This is a genomic window from Streptomyces sp. NPDC008086 (genome assembly GCF_042957325.1).
Lineage (GTDB): Bacteria > Actinomycetota > Actinomycetes > Streptomycetales > Streptomycetaceae > Streptomyces.
Genome location: NZ_JBIBIA010000003.1, coordinates 252908 through 271929 on the forward strand (window position 1 = coordinate 252908; position 19022 = coordinate 271929).

Genomic DNA, 19022 nt, shown 5'->3' on the forward strand with positions numbered 1-19022 from the left:
TCAGCGCGGGTCCACGTCGGCCAGCAGCATGTGGTGGTCCGAGTAGGCGCTGGGTCGCACGCGGTGCTCGAGCGGGGCGTAGCCGCGCAGGAAGACGTAGTCGAACTTGGTGTGCCAGTCGGTGGTCGTCTCGCAGTCGCCGGTCCCGGAGGGTCGGCACCGGGGGTCGGTGTCCGTGGCCAGCGCCCACATCTTGGCGAGTTCGGGGGCGTCCGGTACGGCGTTGAAGTCGCCGAGCACGATCGCGCGGTTTTGCCGGGCGACCGCGGCGGCGAGTACGCCGACCTGGCTCGCGCGGAAGGACTCCTGCCGTCGATGGGCCAGGTGCGTGTTGAAGACCCGCACGGACCGGTCGCCGACCGTGGTGGTGACCGCCATGTACCCGCGGTCCTCGGATCCGCCGTCGGGGTACTCCACGTTGACCGGGTCCGTCATCGGCGCCGCCGAGAGGATCGCCTGACCGAAGCCCCCCGGGTTCCACGGCACTCCGCCGCAACGGCCCCAACTCTGCAGTACCGACCCGTACTTGACGTGGTAGACCAGCCCGTGGAGGTTCTCCAGATGATCCCGGATCATCTCGACGTCACGCACGCACGCTTCCTGCATGCCGATGACCTGCGGCGCGTACGCGGCGATCTCCGCCGCCCGGTCGACGTTGCTCACCTCGCACGGGTTGCAGATGTTCCAGGTCATGACCCGGTTCGGTACGACGTCCCGGGCGGCCTCGACGGGCCGCGATCCGGCGGAGGAGGCACCGAGGGGGGTGCTGGGACCGACGAGCAGCAGGCAGGCCGCGATCACGGCCCCCACGACCAACCACGCGCCCCGTCCGAGCACCATCGCCTCCTCGATGCGGGCTCTGTCCCGCCCCCCACCCTGAAGTGACGATAACCCACCGGCCCCGTCCGGGAGTTCGGGCCTCGGCTCGGCCTCCGGGACCGGGACGCGGGCGTCACTGCGGCCACGGCCTGACATGTGCGCTGGCCGCGCCGACCGCCGCTCGCGCCGCCCGTTCGACCAGCGCGATGCCGGCCTCCATCGATCGGTTCCCGCCGCTGAGGACGGAGACCAGGTAGCGGTGCCCGTGCACCGTGACCTGACCGACGCTGTTGATGATCCACAGGCCGGTCGTGCTCCGCTGCAGCCAGCCGTTCTTGAGAGCCCAGCGAGAGCCACGGGACCCGGCGGCGGACACGCCCCAGTCCTGCTCGTCGGTGATCGAGCCCATCAGGTGCCCGATGTAGGCGCGGGACGCCTGGTCGAGCCCCTCGGGCGGGCGGACCGAGGCCCTGGGCCCCCGTGCGAAGACGGCGCGCAGCAGCCTGACCTGGTCCGTGGCCGTGGTCCGGGTGAGGCCCCATCCGATGCCGGGGCCGCCCCGCGTCGAGTACAGGCCAAGGCGTTCGTTCGCCGCGCCCAGGCCCTCCGCCTCGCCGATCGCGTGCCACAGGACGTCCGCCGCGTAGTTGTCGCTCGTGCGGATCATCGCCTCGGCGTACTCGCGCTCGTCGACCGTCAGCTCCCGGCCCTCGTCCTGCGCCTGGAGCAGCAACGCCGCGAGGATGCCCACCTTGATGATGCTCGCCGTCTCGAACGTGGTGCCCGTCCCGTACGACGCGATCTCCTGGTCGGCGCTGTCGAGGTCGAGCACCGCCACCGCCAGCCGCGTGTCACCGCGCGGCAGGACCGGCCTGAGCGCCCGTGAGAGGGTCGCTCCCCGCTTCTCGCGCGGCGGCGCGGCGAGCCCGGGGGCCGGGGCACCGGCTCGTGGCAGAGGTGACGGTGTCTCGCGGGGCGTCCCGAGGGCGGAACACGCGGCGAGCGCCACCGCGACCGCGGAGGCGACACAGGAGGCGGCACAGCCCCTCAGGGAGGGTGCGCGCAGGCCGCGCGCCGGGTGCGTCCGGTTCTGTCCGTCGAACATGGCGGGGCGGGCCTCGATGTTCCTGTGGAGAGTTCGGCAGGCAATCACAAAATATGGCATCTCGGACGCGGTGGTGATGATTGCCGCCAGCACAGGCGTGTCGTGACCGGAGGCGACGGGACCTCTTCCTGGCCCCGTGCGTGGTGTGGACGCTGGGCGCGCTCGCTCGGGCGGCCGTCGCACACCGCGGTGCTGCGGTACGAGGTGGGCGACCGCCAGGACTCCAGCGACGAGGACTTCCTGCGTACGTACGACGTCTCGGCCGAGCCGAAGCGCGTCGGCCCGGCCGAGGTGACGTACTCCGACCGGTTCGGCGGTGTACGGCGAACGTTCACGGTCACCTACGTCCCGTCGTCCGAGCCGGGCGGATACGACTACGCGCAGGTCACCGTCAGGGCCAGGGGTACCGGCGTGAGCTGAAGGTTCGCCGCCCCGGCCGGTCAGTTCTCCTGGAGGACGGAAAGGACGTTCCCGGCGGGGTCGGTGAACCACGCGATCGCCGTGGGGCCGCCGTCGCCGACGCGGACGATGCCCTTCTCGTCGTGGTCGAATCCGGAGTAGCGCTCCAGGGTCACGCCACGTCGCTCCAGTTCGCCGACGGCGGCCTCGATGTCGTCCACGGGGAAGTTGAGGATCGTGAAGCTCGCGGGGGCGTGGTTCTCCTTGGGGTAGACGAAGACCACCGCGCCGCTGCCGAGCTTGAGGGTCAGCATCCGCATCTCACCCTGCCCTGACTCCTCCACGTCGAGGCCGAGGGTCTCACCGTAGAAGCGGCGGGCCACGTCGAGGTCGTCGACCGAGAAGCCGCTGAACGCCTGCGATTGTCCGAGCATGCCGTGTGTCTCCTTCTGGCGGGGTGGGCGGACCTGGCCGTTCTGGCTTCTCAGGGCACACCACGCGTGTCGGGGGCCCAGGCGCGCCGCGCGGATGGCGTCCGGATGGTGGTGCGTCCTTCACCCTCACGAAGCGAGCGCCCGTTCCGACTCCGGGAAGCGCCGGCACCGGCATCGGCCCGACATGCGCGGCGGCCCGGTTCGGTGGAGTCTGGGGATCATGGAGCGTAGGCACGGTCGGCGGGCCGGCGCGGCCTCCGACGTGGAGGCCGTGCTCGACGACCTCTACACCACGCCGCCGCCCGGCTTCGTGGCCCGTCGGGAGGCACTGGCCCTCGCGGCCAGGACGGCCGGACGGACGGAGGACTCCCGGCGGATCCACGCCGCCCGCCGCCCCACGCTCGCGGCCTGGGCGGCGAACCTGTTGCTGCGCTCCCAGCCCGAGGAGAGCCGGCGCTTCCTGGAGTTGGGGCGTGCGCTGCGCGACGCCTATCGCACCCTGGACGCCGAAGGCATCAAGGAGCTGTCCGAGCAGCGCCGCCGTGTCGTCGCCGCGTTGTCCCGGCAGGCCGCCGACCTGGCCCGCGCGGCCGGGCACCGCCTGTCGGACGCGGCGCAGCAGGACGTCGAAGCCACCCTGCGGGCCGTGCTCGCCGACGAGGACGCGGCCGACCAGTGGGCCACGGGCCGGCTGGAGGGCCCCCTCACCCCGCCCTCCGACTTCCCCTCCCCCACCGGCACCAGCACGGCGGCCCGTACCCCGCGCAAGGCGCCGAAGCGCACAGCGGCACCATCGGCGTCGGCGGTGGCGTCGCCGTCGGCCACGCGGGCGAAGGACGACCTGACCGACCGGCGGCGCCGCAAGCGGCAGGAGGAACTCGCCCGGGCCCGCAAGGCGGCCAAGGAGGCCGAGCGGCGTCTGCGCGACCGGCGAGCGGAGCGGGCGGACGCCGACGCCGCGTCGCAGCGGGCACGCGACCGGCACGAGCAGGCCCGTGAGGAGGCCGCGGCTGCCGAGCGACAACTGCAGCAGGCGCGCGAGGAGCTCGAGCGTGCCGACCGGGAACAGCAGGAGGCCGAGGACCGCCTTCAAGCAACCGCTGACGCCCTGGCCCAGGCGGAGCGGGCGGCGGGCGAGGCGGCCGACGAGGTGGAACGGCTCTCGGCGTCCGACGGATAGGGCGGCCGGGGGGCTGACGGTCCGGCCCACCGGCCGCCCTCTCCAGCCAGCCCGGACCGGTCGAGCCCGGTGCAGTCCGGTCCGGCCCCACCCGCTGAGAGAAACCCCGTGGAGTCGATGATCGTCGCCGTGCTAGCGTCCGCACGCCGGCCGCGGGACTTCGGTGCGACTTCCGGAACCTGCCTCTGAAGCAATGATTCGCAGCTCGTGCCTCCATTCCCCGGCCGGCTTCAGGCACCGGGACGCGGGGGCGGGCGGGGTCATGGAGACGTTCGGGGATCTCATCGCGGCCGATGACGTGCTGCTGTTCGTCAATGCCGCGATCACCGCGACCGGGCAGCGGGAGTTCCACTCCGACGCCGGTGCCCAACGGCTCTCCCTCGACTTCCTGCACGCGTACATGCTGGGCAACTACCGCGACCTCTACGCGGGCGTGCTCGCACTCGACATCAACGACCACAACGCCACGCTGATCATCCGCCGGCTGCTGGAGTCGGCCGCCGAGGCCACCATGGAGCAGCGTCGGAGCGAGGGGCGTCTGATCGCCGGGCGGCTGGCCCTGCTACCGCCGCAGCGGGTCTACGGGCTGTTCGGCGCGCTGCGCCGGGCCGGGGTGAACAACCGCCGCACCCGCGCGCTGCTGCGCGACTGGCTGTCCGCCCGGCCCGATCTGGCCTTCGACGCGGTCAAGTACCGCAGCGGCCTGAAGGCGGCGCTGCGCCACGCGCATCTGACGCCGGGCGACGGCGAGATCGGCACGTTCCTGTTCGCGCCGCTCAGCCGCGCGCACTACGACACCCCGATCCTGGAGACCTGGCGACGCGCGCACTTCGAGCAGGCGGCCCTCTACGAGCTTCCGTACACCGTGGCCGAAGGCTTCGCGGCCAGGCACGGCGTCCCCCGCAAGGTGTTCCTGGAACGCATCGCGCCGCGGCTGACGCGTCGGGAGACGCTGCGGTTGCAGGAGGCCGCGCAGGCACAGGGTCCCGCGGCAGCGCGGGCGGTGCGGACGGACCTGTCCCGGATGCCGCTCACACGGCTGGCCGGATATGTGCTCTCGCTGCCCACCGAGGAGCGGGTCGAGCGGCGCGAGGAACTGAACGGCGCGCTGCGTACGGCCGCCCGGCGGGTCGCCGGCGCGCACCGCGGGACCTGGGGTCGGGTGACCGCCGTACTGGACGACAGCTTCTCGTCGTACGGTTCGGGCGTGAAGCGGCGTCGGCCGCTGACGGTGGCTCTGGCCTGCCACTATCTGCTCGGTGCGCTCGCCGCGGACTATCGCGGGCTGTGGACCTCCGGGCGCGGCGACGCCTTGCTGGCGCACCCGGTGGGCCCGACTCCGCTGGGGGAGCGGATCCTCGACGGGCTGGAGACGGGCCCGGACCGGCTGGTCGTCGTCTCCGACGGCTGGGACAACGCGCCGCCGGGGCTCGCCGCCGAGGTCCTGCGCGTCTGGCGCACCCGTCTCGACACCGCGCGCCGCACGAGCGTCGTGCACCTCAACCCGGTCTACGACGCCACGGACTTCGACGTCCGTCGGCTGGCCGCGAGTGTGCCGACCGCGGGCATCCGCGACGCGGAGGACCTGCCGGCGCTCGTAGAGATCGCGCAGTTCGCCGAGGGGCGGACCGGTCTGGCCGAGTTGAAGGCCTACCTCGACGCGCGTGCGGACCGGCTCACCGAGGGGAGTTCCCGATGACGTCGTACGAACCGGACGCGGGCCCTTCGGCGGAGCTTCCCGGCCTGCTCGCCGGGCTTCGGACACGGCCCTCGCAGGTGTGGGGAGCCGTGCGGCTGGTGCCGCTCGTCCGTGCCCAACCCGTCCAGGACCTGCGGCTGCATCCGTTGATCCACGACGGGGTGGGCGTGGTCGACCTGGGCCGCCGCAGGGGCACCTACATCTCCTACATCCCGCACAGCTTCGTCGCCGAGTGGACCGGCGACGGCTCCCCCGCCGCCGCCTACGGCACCCAGCTGACCGGTGACCGGCCGGAGCAGGAGGCGGTGGCGACCGTACGGCTGCACTTCCATCGCCGTATGGCGCGTCAGGAGGCCAAGCGCCGGCTGCGTTTCCTGCCGCTGCACCTGGCGTTGGAGGGCTATCTCGCGCTGCACTTCGGCGGGCCCTCCCTCGCCTGGGAGGAGTGGTCGCGGCAGGCCGTGCGCCAAGGGCTGTCCCCGCGGGTCGAGGCGGCCTTTCTGGGCACCGAAGTGCCCGGGCTGGCCGAGGCGTTGAGCGTCTTCGAGATCCACCCCGGTCAGTGCGGCGTGCTGGTCCATGTGGCCGACGCGCTCGCCGCGGCGTTCGTGGTGCCCCACCCGGAGGACTCCCGCGCTCTGCACCCCACCTTGGTACGGGACCTGTACGGCGACCTGGTGTACCACTACGCGACCCTGATGCCGCCGGTGCCGGATTTCCGGGCGCGTATCACCGGCGCCGGCGTCCGTTCGCTCGCCGACCTGCGGGCGGCTGCCCGGCGGCAGACCGCCCAGTGGGCAGACTTCCACGACACCACCATGGCGGCAGGGCTGCTCGAACAGGACTGCGCCTGGGAGGAGGTGCGGCGGATGGGGCGGTTCACGCTCTCCCGCTTCCTGCCGAGGTTCCGTCCCAAGCAGGACAACCACATCGGTGAGGCGATCAGCGACGAGCAGGGGCGGACCGTCTACCTCAAGACCTTCCGGCTGTCCGAGAGCCAGGTCCGACGCGGCTATCTGCTCAGCCATCTCGCCGCCCACGACTGGCACCTGGCCGACACCGCCGCCGAACTCGGCATGGAGAAGGCCCAGTTGTGTCATCGGCTGGAGAGCGCCGGGTTCGGTCATCTGCTGCGGCCGGACATGAGGGGCCGCCCGTAGGCGGGGATGGGGATTGGCCTATACCAACGTCTTGACACGGCGTTTCCGTCACTCCTTAAATTCATGCAGTGAAATAAGTGGAGTTCCACGTGTCATGCGCAGGTCAGGCCTCCCCAGGAGAAACCATGCCCCCCACCCCGCGACCAGCCACCGGCGGCCGCCACCGCCCACGCCGGGCCCGCACCCGTGGCCCCTTGACCGCGGCCCTCGTCGCCGCGGCGACAGCCGCCTCGCTCCTCACCGCCCTCCAGCCCACCCAGGCATCCGCCCAACAGGCCGCCTCGTCCGCCGCCGCCCTGCCCACCAGCTGGTCCACGGTGGTGAACAGCGGCAGCGGCAAGTGCCTGGACGCACGGGCGGCCGGCACCGTGAACGGCACCGCGGTGCAGCAGTACTCCTGCAACGACAGCACCGCCCAGCAGTGGAGCTTCACACCGACCAGTGACGGCTTCGTGCGGATCGGCAATCGCAACGACGTCCGGCAGGTGGTGGACGTGAGCGACGTGTCCACGGCCGACAACGCGGCCGTACACCTGTGGACGTACGGCGGCGGGAACAACCAGCAGTGGCAGGCCGTCGACGAGGGCGGGGGCGCCTATCACTTCGTCAACCGGCACAGCGGCAAGTGCCTCGACGTCCCGTCCGCCTCGACGGCCGACAGCGTCCAGCTGGTGCAGTACACCTGCAACGGCACGGCCGCCCAGCGCTTCCGGGTCGCGCCGGTGAGCACCGCCCCGGGGGACGTCGACCTCGGCCCCAACGTGGCCGTCTTCGATCCGTCGATGCCCTCGTCCACGATCCAGAGCCGGCTGGACTCGATCTTCCGGCAGCAGGAGACGAACCAGTTCGGCTCGCAGCGCTACGCGGTGATGTTCAAACCGGGCACGTACAGCAACGACGTCAACGTCGGCTTCTACACCCAGGTCCTGGGCCTCGGCCAGTCCCCCGACTCGGTCACCGTCAACGGGGCCGTGCACGTCGAGGCCGACTGGTTCCCGCCGCAGAACGCCACCCAGAACTTCTGGCGCGGCGCCGAGAACCTGTCGGTGAACCCCACGGACGGCACCGACCGGTGGGCGGTCTCGCAGGCGTCCGGGTACCGTCGCATGCACGTGCGCGGCAACCTCGAACTCAGCGACGGGGGCTGGTCCAGCGGCGGATTCATGGCCGACACGAAGATCGACGGCCAGGTCCGCTCGGGCACCCAGCAGCAGTGGCTGACCCGCAACTCCCAGCTCGGCAGCTGGACCGGATCCAACTGGAACATGGTCTTCGTCGGCAGCCAGGGCGTGCCCGGCAGTACCTTCCCCAACCCGCCCTACACGACGGTCGACCGGACCCCGACCGTACGCGAGAAGCCCTTCCTGTACGTCGACGACGCGGGCGCCTACCGGGTGTTCGTGCCCTCCCTGCGCACTGACTCCACGGCCACCACCTGGGCGAACGGGAACGCCCCCGGCACCTCGCTCGGCATCGACCAGTTCCACGTCGTCAAGCCCGGCGCCACCGCCGCGCAGCTCAACGCCGCCCTCGCCGACGGCAAGAACCTCCTGGTCACACCCGGTGTCTACCACCTCGACCAGACCCTGCGGGTGACCCGCCCCGACACCGTGGTCCTCGGTCTCGGCCTCGCGACGTTCGTCCCCGACAACGGCGTCACCGCCATGACCGTCGCCGACGTCGACGGGGTGAAGATCGCGGGCGTCCTCTTCGACGCCGGCACCACCAACTCCCGGACCCTGGTGGAGATCGGCCCGGCGGGCGCCTCGGCCTCCCACGCGGCGAACCCGACCTCGCTGCACGACGTGTACTTCCGCGTCGGCGGGGCTGCCGTCGGCAGGGCGACCACCAGCCTCGTCGTCAACAGCGACCATGTCATCGGCGACCACATGTGGATCTGGCGCGGCGACCACGGCAACGGCATCGGCTGGAACACCAACACCGCCGACACCGGGCTCGTCGTCAACGGCGACGACGTCACCATGTACGGCCTGTTCGTCGAGCACTACCAGAAGCACCAGACGATCTGGAACGGCGACGGCGGGCGGACGTACTTCTACCAGAACGAGATGCCCTACGACCCGCCGAACCAGGCAGCCTGGATGAACGGCTCCACCCAGGGATACGCCGCCTACAAGGTCGCGGACTCCGTGACCAGCCATCAGGCGTACGGGCTGGGCAGTTACTGCTTCTTCAACGCCAACCCGTCCGTCACCGCCGAGCACGCCTTCGAGGTGCCGAACAGACCCGACGTCCGCTTCCGGAACATGGTGACCGTCTCACTCGGTGGCACCGGGACCATCCGGCACGTCATCAACGACCGCGGCGGACCCTCCAACTCGTCCACCACCGTGGCCAATCTGGTGAGCTACCCGTGAGGCCCACGGAATCGCCGGGCTCAGCGGCTCGGTTGAGCGCCGCGATGCCGGCTTCGAAGGTGATCGGAAACGGCTGAGCGCGTGGGTGCGGGTGCGTCCGGTCAGGCGCAGGACGTTCTCGCGGGTGGCCGCGGCCGCCCGGGCCGGCGCTGTCGGTACGGTGCACCAGGTGGCCCTGCAGGGCGCGGGGGTCGTCCTGGGTGATGAAGTAGGCGCGGCCTCCGACAGGGGGCCGCCCTGCCGGAGCCGGTCCAGGGCGAGCAGGTGCGCGTGGGCGGCGGTGCGCAGGTGGGTGGTGTCTACGAGGTTGGCGCCCTCGCCGGGCATCACCAGCCGGCCCGCGCGCACGGCCCGTGCCAGGGCCGGTGCGAAGTGCGGGTCGCCGGGGCCCCAGATGATGTGCGGGCGCAGCGCTACGGCGGCCAGGCCGGGGCCGTTGGCGGCCGGGACGAGAGCTTCGGCCCGGGCCTTGGTACGCAGGTAGGCGGCCAGGTGCCGCTCGGGGTAGGGGCAGCTTCCGTCGGCGTTGCGCAGGCCGCCGGGCTGGAATACGACGCTGGCGGTGGGCGTGTGGACCAGGGTGCCGATCCCGTGGGCGCGGCACTGGGCGATGACGTGGCGGGTGCCCCGCACATTGGTGTTCCAGTACGGCAGGAGGGGCCGCTGACGCCGGCGAGGGCGGCGTTGTGGACGACGGCGTCGCAGCCGGCGAGCGCCCGGGAGACGGCGGAGAGATCGGCGAGGTCTCCTTGGTGCTGCCGGATGTCGAGGCTCTCCGGGGCGGGGCTGGGGGCGGCGGCTGAGGGACGACACCGTGGTGCCCCGGGCGACGAGTTGCCGGCAGCTCTCCCGGCCGAGGAAGCCGCTCCCGCCGGTGACCAGTGCCCTCATCGCGTGGACCCCGGCAGGTGCCTGGCGGCGGAGGCGGCGAGCCGGGTGCGGTCGATCTGCGGCACGGCCCTGACCGCCGCCGTGCTGCACAGCGACCCCGAGGAAGGAACACTTCGAGGTCAGCCTCGCCGCCGCCGAACTGATGACCAGCGACCGCACCCTGAACCATTTCGCACGGCTGGTGCACAGCAGGCTGGACCTCGGCTAGGCGCCGGAATCCCACACGTCCGGGCCACCGCCGCGCCATTCGATCAGCCCCGTCTGCCGCACGTAGTCGGGGTCCGCGCCCTCGATACCGGCCCGGCGCAGGAACTCGGCCACGTCCAGCAGGCCGTACGCCATCCCGAGGAACTGGTCGTCGACCCGTACGCGCCGCCCGCCGTCCACGGCGGGCGGGTAGACGACGACGGGTTGCGCACTGGCCATGGCACCAGGGTGCGGGGTGGGGCGCTCCCCCGCATGTGGGGGGGCGGCATATGTCCCTTACGGTGGCCTCGGGATGAACGGCCCTGCCGAGTCGGACCCGGAGTCCGAGCGTCGCTCCTGGGCACCGCTGCTGGCGGTGTGCGCCGGGTACTTCATGGTGATCCTGGACGTGACGGTCATCAATGTCGCCGTGCCGGTGATCGGCCGTGAGATGTCGGCGTCGCTCACCGGAATCCAGTGGATCACCGACGGCTACACCCTGGTCTTCGCCGGGTTCCTGCTGACCGGTGGCGCGCTCGGCGACCGGCTGGGCAACCGGAGGGTCTTCTGCTCGGGCGTGGCCGTGTTCACCGCGGCCTCGGCCGCGTGCGCGCTCGCGCCGGACGCGCCCTTCCTGGTGGTGGCCCGGCTGGTGGAGGGGCTCGGTGCGGCACTGATCGTGCCCGGCTCCCTGGCGCTGCTCCAACAGGCGTATCCCGGGGCGGCCGCACGGTCGCGGGCCTTCGGGCTGTGGGGTTCGATGGCGGGCATCGCGGCCTCCGCGGGGCCGCTGCTGGGCGGGCTGCTCGTCTCCACGGTGGGCTGGCGCTGGGTGTTCCTCGTCAACCTGCCCGTCGGCGCGGTCTGCCTGGCGCTGACGCTGCGGCACGTGGCCCGCTCGCCCCGGCGCGCCGACCGGGTCCTGGACTGGCCGGCGCAGTGCGCGGTCGTGGCGGCGGTGGCGCTGCTGACCGGGGCGCTCAACGAGGCCGGGCGGCGCGGCTGGTCCGATCCGGTGGTGCTCGCCGGGATGGGCCTGGCAGTGCTGGCCGGCGTGGCGTTCGTGGTGCGCGAGCGGCTGGCCCGGTCCCCGGTGCTTCCGCTGGGGCTGCTGCGCTCACGGGCGATGAGCGGCGGGGCCGTCATCGGCCTGCTGTTCAACCTCGGTTTCTACGGCATGGTGTTCACCGCGAGCCTGACGTTCCAGCACCACCGGGGCTTCAGCGCCCTCGATACCGGGCTCGCGCTGTTCCCGGCGGTGGCGATGACCATGTTCGCGTCCGTGCTGTCCGCGCGGCTGAGCGGCCGCACCGGCGACCGTCCGCTGGTGGTCTGCGGCATGCTCCTGGCCGCCCTGGGGCTGGCCGGCTGGGCCGCCGCGGGGGCCGACTCCGCCTACGCGCTGCTGGTGGCCCCGATGATGGCCGCGGGGTTCGGTACCTCCTTCGCCCTCACCGGTTCGACCGCCACCGTGATGGGTGCCGCTCCCCCGGCGTACTCGGGGGCGGCCTCGGCCCTGTTCAACACCACCCGTCAGATCGGCAGCGCCACCGGTGTGGCCCTCGGCGGCAGCCTGCTCGCCTCGGCCACCGACTTCGACACCGGACTGCGCACCGGCATGGCCGTCGGCGCGCTCGCCTACCTCGGCGCCGCCGTCCTCGCGTGGCGGTGCGTGCCGGGCAGGCCCGAAGGGACGTAGGGACGTAGGCGTGCGGGGAGAAACGCGAGGCGTTCCGGCTCGGTCGGCACTCCACGTCCGCCGGCCCGGCCGTCAGTCCTCGACGACGACCCGGACGGTGCTCAGCTGCTTGTCCGCGGCGTCGGGCAGGTTCATACCGGCCCGGACGCCGGTCGCCAGGTAGCGCAGGACCGGCTCGGTGAGGAGTTCGCCGGGGAGGATGGCGGGGATGCCGGGCGGATACGGCGTGATCATCTCGCCGGCGACCCGGCCCTCGGCCTTGTCCAGGGGTACGTCCGCGTGGTCGCCGAAGTAGGCGTCGCGGGGCAGCCGGACCTGTTCCATGCGCAGGTCGGCCGGCGCCGGCACGTCGACACGGGGTGCGTCACGCAGTTCGTCGGCGTGGTCGGCCAGGTCGCGCAGGGCGGTGAGCAGACGGTCGGTGGTCCGGTCGTCGTCGGCGTGGGTGAGCTGGGCGCTGATGCGCCGGTGGTCGAAGAGGTGCATGTCGACGTGGTGGTGCTCGCGCAGCCAGTCGGCGGCCCGGTAGCCGCTGGTGCCCAGGGCGGCGATGTCCATCACGACCGGGAGCGGGTCGAATTCGGCGGCCCGTCCGGGACCGCAGAAGTCCGCCGCGTCGTTGACGTGGAAACCGTCGATGCCCTCGATCGCGGCACGGGTGCGCGCGGCCAGGGAGAGCGCCCGGTCCATGAGTTCACGGCCGTGCTGGACCATCTGCCGGCGCCACGCGTCGATCCCGGCGTACAGCAGGACGTTGGGGCTGGTGGTGCCGAGCAGGTCGGCGCGGGCGGCGAGTTCGACGGGGTCGATCAAGTCGCCCTGGAGGTGGAAGACCGAGCCCTGTTCCAGGCCGCTGCCCATCTTGTGGATGCTGGTGACGCAGACGTCGGCGCCCGCGTCCATGGCCCAGGACGGCAACGTGTCGTGGAAGGGCAGGTGTGCTCCCCATGCCTCGTCGACGATCAGGGGCTTGCCGTGGCGGTGGCAGACCTCGGCGATGCCACGCAGGTCGGCCGCCGAGCCGTACGGCGTGGGGCTGGTGACGAGCGCGCCGTCGGCATCGGGATGCTCGGTGAACGCCTTGTCGTAGGAGGCGGCCGACGGTGGATGGGCGAGGTTGCGTTCCGCGTCCCACTCCGGTTCGACCCACGCCGGCCGGACGCCGGACAGGATGAGCCCGGCGACCACGGACTTGTGGGCGTCCCGGCCGACGAGCAGGCTGTGGCCCGGGCAGGTCACCGTGAGCATGGCCGCCTTCACGGACAGGGAGCTGCCACAGGTGGAGAAGAACGTGTGTTCGGCGTGCACGGCATCCGCCATGAGCTCCTCGGCCCGCTCCAGCACCCGGCCCCGCAACAGGCGGTCGTCCAGACCTCCGTCGGCCAGCACGTCGCCGAAGTAGACGGCGTCGCCGAGGACGGCCCTGGCTCTGGGGTCGGCGCCGCGCGCCTGCTTGTGACCGGGCGGACTGAAGCCCAGCTCGTCGACCTCGTGGTAGCGGGAGAGGGCGTCCAGTACGGGCGCTTCGTCATGGTCGGCACGCATCGTTGCGGAGTTCCCAGGGTCACCTCGCGCATGCCTCACTCCGTCGGGACGCAGGATGGGCGAGGTACCCCCCGATGCCGGCCAGGACCCCCGCCGCGGCGACCGACAGCGCCACGGTCAGGCCCGCCCGCAGCAGCAGGGTGCCGACGGCGGCGCCGACGAAGACCGCGACCAGGGCGGCGACACGGGAGGCCTGGGAGGTGTCCGGAGTGCCGCCCCCCATCGCCGACTTCCTGATCCAGGTGACGAGCGTGCCGGTCACCAGGGTGGTGTTCAGGCCCGCCCCGAGCCGCCACATCGTCGCGCTGCGCACTCCCATGGCCAGCGCCGTCAGCGCGATCACGGCATAGTGTCGCGGCGCCAGGCCGCCCCGTACCGTCTCGAGGCCGATCGCGGTCAGCGCCGCGGCCACGAGCAGTGCGGCCGCGAGGGTGGCCGAGGCCATCAGCCACCGGCGCGGGCGGGCGGCCGTGGCGGCCCCGAGACGACTGCCGGCCACCGCGCCCACCCCGAACCCGGCCAACGCCGTGAGGGAACCCGGAGGCGTCAGCCCCTCACCCCCGGCGACCGCGAAACCGAGGAAGAGGATGTTGCCCGTCATGAAGGCGGTGAAGACCTGCCCGAGCCCGAGGAAGGCCACCGCGTCCACGATCCCGGTGACCGCGGTCAGGGCGATCAGCGCCTTCGGCAGCGGATCGGACCGAGCCGCCACCGAGACCGGCACCGGTGCGGACATACGCCATCCCTTCCTCCGGCGGTCGACGCCCCGTCCACGGTCGCCCAGGACACGGCCCACCGGCCGTGACTCGACGCCGGAGGTCCCCGACATTCGCTCAGTCGGCCCGCCGTACCAGGGCGTCGAGCGCCCTTCTGGGTGCTGATCATGAGCGTGACGAGGGCTCCGGCCCTGCCCACTGGCGCACCATCCCGAAAACAACCGGCTCATCGCCGAGGTGGGGCCGGGGCCCCGCCGATCAGCCCCAGGTGTGGTCGCTTGTGGTCGCTCATGCCGGGCCGACGGGACCGTTGCCCTGGACCGCCTTCGGGGCCTCCTCCTGGGCGGGCGCCTCCGCCTGACGCGGTACCGACAGGGTGCGGCGGCGGGTGACCCAGGCGGCGGCCGGTTCGGTGAAGCGGGCGGTGAGCGGGCCGATGACGACCAGGATCAGGACGTAGGCGGTGGCCAGCGGGCCGAGGGACGGCTCGATGCCGGCGGTGACGGCGAGGCCGGCGATGACGATGGAGAACTCGCCGCGGGCCACCAGCGTGCCGCCGGCGCGCCAGCGGCCCTTGACGCCCACCCCGGCGCGTTTGGCGGCCCAGTAGCCGGTGGCGATCTTCGTGGCGGCCGTGACGACGGCCAGCGCGAGGGCCGGCAGGAGCACGGGCGGGATGCTCGCGGGGTCGGTGTGCAGGCCGAAGAAGACGAAGAACACCGCCGCGAACAGGTCCCGCAGCGGGGCGAGGAGGTTGTGGGCCCCCTCGGCGACCTCGCCGGACAGGGCGATGCCGACCAGGAACGCGCCCACCGCGGCCGACACCTGGAGCTGCTGGGCGATCCCCGCGACCAGCAGGGTCAGGCCGAGGACGACGAGCAGCAGCTTCTCGGGGTCGTCGCTGGAGACGAAGCGGGAGATGTGGCGTCCGTAGCGGACGGCCAGCAGCAGGACGAGGCCGGCCACACCGAGGGCGATGGCGAGGGTGAGGCTGCCCGCCGCGAGCCCGGCGCCGGCGAGCAGGGCGGTGAGGATCGGCAGGTAGACGGCCATGGAGAGGTCTTCGAGGACCAGGATGCTGAGGATGACCGGGGTCTCGCGGTTGCCGAGCCGGCCGAGATCGCCGAGGACCTTGGCGATGACGCCGGAGGAGGAGATCCAGGTGACGCCGGCCAGGACGACGGCGGCGACCGGGCCCCAGCCCAGCAGCAGGGCCATCGCGGCGCCGGGCAGCGCGTTGAGCGCGGCGTCGACGAGGCCGGCCGGGTACTGGGTCTTGAGGTTGGAGACGAGGTCGCTGGCCGTGTACTCCAGGCCGAGCATGAGCAGCAGCAGGATGACGCCGATCTCGGCGCCGATCGCCACGAACTCCTCGCTGGTGCCGAGCGGGAGCAGACCGCCCTCGCCGAAGGCGAGCCCGGCCAGCAGGTAGAGGGGTATGGGGGAGAACTTCAGGCGCCCGGCCAGTCGGCCGAGGAGGCCGAGTCCGAGGATGATCGCGCCGAACTCGATCAGGAAGATCGCGGAGGAGTGCATCGCTCAGTCCCGCCCGAGTATCTCGGCGGCCGCCTCCACACCCTCGCGGGTGCCGATCACGATCAGGATGTCACCGCCGGCCAGCCGGAAGTCCGGCGTCGGCGAGGGGATCGCCTGGGCCCGCCGGAGCACCGCGACGAGCGAGGCGCCGGTCTCGGTGCGCATACGGGTGTCGCCCAGGACCCGTCCGTTCCAGTAGGAGGCCGCGGACAGCTCTATGCGCTCCGCCACGAGTCCCAGGTCCGTCGTGGACAGCAGGTTCGGGCTGTGGTGGGAGGGGGTCAGCGCGTCGATCAGGGAGGCGGCCTCCGGCTCCGTCAGACGCAGCGACTGGGCGCACGCGTCCGGGTCGTCGGGCCGGTACACGTTCACCGTCCGGGTTCCGTCCCGGTGCGCGATCACCGACAGATGGCGGTGTTCGCGCGTGGTGAGGTCGTACTGGACACCGATACCCGGCAAGGGTGTGGTGCTCATCCGCGGAGCGGGCACAACCCCTCCCTCCCTGTTCATTTCGTTGCGACGGTCGTGCGGCGCGCGGCGGAACGGACCTGTGGGACCACCGCGGCGAAGGTCATCGTGCCAGGTGCGAACAGACCCGGAACATGGGTGTCAGCACGGATGGACGGGCGGCGTCCACAGCGGTCAGAGTGGTGCGGGGCAGTGGGCCCCGTCCCGGGTCGGGACCCGGTGCCGGCCGGTCCGCGACGGCAGGAGACAGTGGAGGTGAGGGCCACCGGGAGGGGAACGCGATCATGACGTTGTACTGGCGGATCTTCCTTCTCAACGCGGCGGTGTTCGTCGCCGCGGTCCTGCTGCTCCTCGGTCCCGTCACCGTCTCCACCCCGGTCCTGCCCGGCGAGGCGCTGGTTCTGCTCGCCGGCCTGGTGGTGATGCTGATCGCTGACGCCCTGCTGCTCAGGATCGGCCTCGCGCCGCTGGCCCGGCTGACCCGGGCGATGGCGACCGCGGACCTCCTCAGACCCGGCAGTCGTACGACCGTCACCGGACCCGGCGAGATCGCCGGGCTCACCGCGGCCTTCAACGCCATGCTCGCCCGGCTGGAGGCGGAGCGGGCCACGAGCTCGGGCAGGGCCCTGTCCGCTCAGGAGGCCGAGCGTCAACGGCTCGCCCAGGAGCTCCACGACGAGGTCGGGCAGACCCTCACCGCCGTACTGCTCCAGCTGAGGCACACGGCCGACCACGCCCCGGACGCGGTGCGGGCCGACCTCCGTCAGGCGCAGGAGACCACCCGTGCCGGTCTGGAGGAGATCCGGCGTATCGGCCGACGGCTGCGTCCCGGCGTCCTGGAGGAGCTCGGTCTGCACAGCGCCCTGCGCGCGCTGACGACCGAGTTCACGAACTCCCGTCTCAGCGCGACGGCCCATATCGCGCCGGGCCTGCCGCCGCTCGACCCGGCCACCGAACTCGTCCTCTACCGCATCGCCCAGGAAGGCCTCACCAACACCGCGCGCCACGCCGGAGCCACGCGCGTCGAGGTCCATCTGCGTCCGCTGCCGGACTCCCGGGTGGCCCTGCTCGTGCGCGACGACGGCCGGGGCATCGGTACCGCACCCGAGGGCGCCGGCATCAGCGGTATGCGGGAGCGCGCCCTCCTCGTCGGAGCCGACCTCACCATCGGTCGGCTCCCGGGGGGCGGCACCGAGATACGGCTGAACGTGACCGGCCGTACGGCCGACCACCGTCCCCGGGAGGTCGTGCGATGACCGCACCGGCCCGCATCCTGCTCGCCGACGATCACGCGCTCGTGCGCCGCGGCGTCCGCCTCATCCTCGACGCCGAACCGGACCTGACGGTGGTGGCCGAGGCGGCCGACGGCGCGGAGGCGATCGCCAAGGTCCGGGACGGCGAGGTCGACCTGGCCGTCCTGGACATCTCCATGCCCCGCCTGACCGGCTTGCAGGCCGCCCGTGAGCTGGCCCGCATCCGTCCGGGGCTGCGCACGCTGATGCTGACGATGTACGACAACGAGCAGTTCTTCTTCGAAGCGCTCAAGGCCGGCGCCTCCGGCTATGTCCCGAAGTCCGTCGCCGACCGCGACCTGGTCGGGGCCTGCCGGGCCGCCCTGCGCGACGAGCCGTTCATCTACCCCGGCGCCGAGTCCGCCCTCATCCGTACCTACCTCGACCGCGCCCGCTCAGGCGCCCGGCTGCCCGCGCGCCCCATCACCGAACGCGAGGAGGAGATCCTCAAACTCGTCGCCGAGGGCCACTCCTCCAAGGAGATCGCCCGTCTCCTGGTGATCAGTGTGAAGACGGTCGAACGGCACCGCGCCAACCTGCTCCAGAAGCTGGGCCTGCGGGACCGTCTGGAACTCACCCGGTACGCCATCCGCGTCGGCCTCATCGAACCCTAGGGCCTGGTCCGGCGGAGCACTCCGGGCGGTCCCGCTCGGCCCGTGCGACGGTGGGAGTGGCGCCACTGCCATCCAGGAGGCCACGACATGGGCGAAATGGTCAACGCTGACGGTGTCGAGATCTGGGTCGAGCGCCGGGGCAAGGGACCCGACGTCCTGCTCATCGCCGGGCTCGGCGACCCGGCCGAGGCCTGGCAGGCGCAACTCGACGGTCTGTCGGACCGCTACCGGGTGACCGCCTTCGACAACCGCGGTGCCGGGCGTACGCGTTCACCCGAGGAGTCCGTCACCGTCGCGCGGATGGCCGACGACGCCGCCGCACTGCTGCGTGCGCTCGATGTCCCGGCCGCCCACGTCGCCGGATTCTCGGGCGGCAGCTTCATCGCCCAGGAACTGACGATCCGTCACCCCGACCTGGTTCGCAGCCTCGTCCTGATGAGCACGGTGGCCCGCCCGGACGCCTACTTCCGTGCCATGGCGGGCTTCTGGCGCTGGATGGTCGAGAGGGCGCCGAGCGAACGCGCCATGCTCGAGGCGTTCTACCTGTGGATCTACACGCCCCGCGCCCACGCCGACGGCACGGTCGACCGGTTGATCGAGGAGACGCTGGCCTTCCCCCACCCACAGTCGGTGGAAGCCTTCCAGGGCCAACTGGCGTCGTTCCTCGGCCATGACACGTTCGACCGGTTGCCGCAGATCGCCGTCCCGACCCTCGTCATGGCCGGCGAACTCGACCTGGCCACGCCGCCGCGCTTCGGCCGCGAGGTCGCGCAGCGGATCCCGGGCGCCCGGTTCGAGGTGTTGCCCGGCGAGGCCCATCAGCCCTTCCAGGAGGTTCCGGACCTGTTCAACGCCCGTATCGACGCCTTCTGGCGCCAGGTCGAGGCGCGCGGCTGACCAG

At 72.3% G+C, this 19022-nt stretch carries 18 protein-coding genes; 9 read left to right on the plus strand and 9 right to left on the minus strand.

Annotated features, from left to right (window positions below; genetic code table 11):
* Positions 1-840 (minus strand): endonuclease/exonuclease/phosphatase family protein, encoded by an 840-nt coding sequence (locus ACFZBP_RS11380; protein ID WP_391412036.1) that lies wholly within the window; start codon positions 838-840, stop codon positions 1-3.
* A gap of 112 nt (positions 841-952) precedes the next feature.
* Positions 953-1924, minus strand: coding sequence for a serine hydrolase (locus tag ACFZBP_RS11385; protein ID WP_391412038.1), 972 nt, complete (start codon positions 1922-1924; stop codon positions 953-955).
* A gap of 102 nt (positions 1925-2026) precedes the next feature.
* On the opposite strand from ACFZBP_RS11385, the gene ACFZBP_RS11390 reads away from it, so the two are divergent.
* On the plus strand, positions 2027-2344 hold the full coding sequence (locus ACFZBP_RS11390; RefSeq protein WP_391412040.1) for a hypothetical protein: 318 nt from the start codon (positions 2027-2029) through the stop codon (positions 2342-2344).
* 20 nt (positions 2345-2364) lie between these two features.
* Here ACFZBP_RS11390 and ACFZBP_RS11395 read toward each other — a convergent pair whose 3' ends face one another.
* The gene (locus ACFZBP_RS11395) at positions 2365-2757 is read right to left on the minus strand and encodes a VOC family protein (RefSeq protein ID WP_391412042.1); all 393 of its coding nucleotides are present in this window, start codon (positions 2755-2757) and stop codon (positions 2365-2367) included.
* 220 nt (positions 2758-2977) lie between these two features.
* On the opposite strand from ACFZBP_RS11395, the gene ACFZBP_RS11400 reads away from it, so the two are divergent.
* The 4 genes from ACFZBP_RS11400 to ACFZBP_RS11415 all read left to right on the plus strand — a co-directional run bounded on the left by ACFZBP_RS11400 (position 2978) and on the right by ACFZBP_RS11415 (position 9174).
* Positions 2978-3937, plus strand: a complete 960-nt coding sequence (locus tag ACFZBP_RS11400; RefSeq protein ID WP_391412044.1) for a hypothetical protein — start codon at positions 2978-2980, stop codon at positions 3935-3937.
* A gap of 262 nt (positions 3938-4199) precedes the next feature.
* Positions 4200-5636 carry a hypothetical protein gene (locus ACFZBP_RS11405; protein ID WP_391412046.1) on the plus strand — a complete coding sequence of 479 codons (1437 nt, stop codon included), beginning with the start codon at positions 4200-4202 and terminating at the stop codon, positions 5634-5636.
* Positions 5633-6796: a hypothetical protein gene (locus tag ACFZBP_RS11410; protein WP_391412048.1), complete on the plus strand. Its 1164-nt coding sequence runs from the start codon at positions 5633-5635 to the stop codon at positions 6794-6796. The genes ACFZBP_RS11405 and ACFZBP_RS11410 overlap by 4 nt, the downstream gene beginning before the upstream one ends.
* A 125-nt stretch (positions 6797-6921) precedes the next feature.
* Entirely contained in the window at positions 6922-9174 is a 2253-nt protein-coding gene (locus ACFZBP_RS11415) for an RICIN domain-containing protein (protein ID WP_391412050.1), read from the plus strand.
* Here the strand turns inward: ACFZBP_RS11415 and ACFZBP_RS11420 are convergent.
* A complete protein-coding gene (locus ACFZBP_RS11420) occupies positions 9076-10065 on the minus strand; it encodes an NAD-dependent epimerase/dehydratase family protein (RefSeq protein WP_391412052.1) in 990 nt (329 codons plus the stop codon). The genes ACFZBP_RS11415 and ACFZBP_RS11420 overlap by 99 nt on opposite strands.
* A gap of 204 nt (positions 10066-10269) precedes the next feature.
* Positions 10270-10491, minus strand: a complete 222-nt coding sequence (locus tag ACFZBP_RS11425; RefSeq protein WP_217206949.1) for a hypothetical protein — start codon at positions 10489-10491, stop codon at positions 10270-10272.
* Positions 10492-10564: 73 nt separating this feature from the next.
* Here ACFZBP_RS11425 and ACFZBP_RS11430 point away from each other — a divergent pair, with 73 nt between their 5' ends.
* Positions 10565-11950, plus strand: coding sequence for a DHA2 family efflux MFS transporter permease subunit (locus ACFZBP_RS11430; protein WP_391412055.1), 1386 nt, complete (start codon positions 10565-10567; stop codon positions 11948-11950).
* 72 nt (positions 11951-12022) lie between these two features.
* On the opposite strand, the gene ACFZBP_RS11435 is transcribed toward ACFZBP_RS11430, so the two are convergent.
* From ACFZBP_RS11435 to ACFZBP_RS11450, 4 genes are all read right to left on the minus strand, one after another.
* The gene (locus ACFZBP_RS11435; protein WP_391412057.1) at positions 12023-13495 is read right to left on the minus strand and encodes an aminotransferase class I/II-fold pyridoxal phosphate-dependent enzyme; all 1473 of its coding nucleotides are present in this window, start codon (positions 13493-13495) and stop codon (positions 12023-12025) included.
* Positions 13496-13514: 19 nt separating this feature from the next.
* A complete protein-coding gene (locus tag ACFZBP_RS11440) occupies positions 13515-14231 on the minus strand; it encodes a DUF1275 family protein (protein ID WP_391412060.1) in 717 nt (238 codons plus the stop codon).
* A gap of 268 nt (positions 14232-14499) precedes the next feature.
* Positions 14500-15747: a cation:proton antiporter gene (locus tag ACFZBP_RS11445; RefSeq protein WP_383443514.1), complete on the minus strand. Its 1248-nt coding sequence runs from the start codon at positions 15745-15747 to the stop codon at positions 14500-14502.
* A gap of 3 nt (positions 15748-15750) precedes the next feature.
* The gene (locus tag ACFZBP_RS11450) at positions 15751-16221 is read right to left on the minus strand and encodes a cation:proton antiporter regulatory subunit (RefSeq protein WP_217206942.1); all 471 of its coding nucleotides are present in this window, start codon (positions 16219-16221) and stop codon (positions 15751-15753) included.
* A gap of 278 nt (positions 16222-16499) precedes the next feature.
* On the opposite strand from ACFZBP_RS11450, the gene ACFZBP_RS11455 reads away from it, so the two are divergent.
* The 3 genes from ACFZBP_RS11455 (at position 16500) to ACFZBP_RS11465 (ending at position 19018) form a co-directional block, all read left to right on the plus strand.
* Positions 16500-17471: a histidine kinase gene (locus ACFZBP_RS11455; protein WP_391412063.1), complete on the plus strand. Its 972-nt coding sequence runs from the start codon at positions 16500-16502 to the stop codon at positions 17469-17471.
* Entirely contained in the window at positions 17468-18121 is a 654-nt protein-coding gene (locus ACFZBP_RS11460; protein ID WP_391412066.1) for a response regulator, read from the plus strand. The genes ACFZBP_RS11455 and ACFZBP_RS11460 overlap by 4 nt, the downstream gene beginning before the upstream one ends.
* Before the next feature lie 87 nt (positions 18122-18208).
* Positions 18209-19018 (plus strand): alpha/beta fold hydrolase, encoded by an 810-nt coding sequence (locus ACFZBP_RS11465; protein WP_391412069.1) that lies wholly within the window; start codon positions 18209-18211, stop codon positions 19016-19018.
* Positions 19019-19022 lie beyond the last annotated feature (4 nt).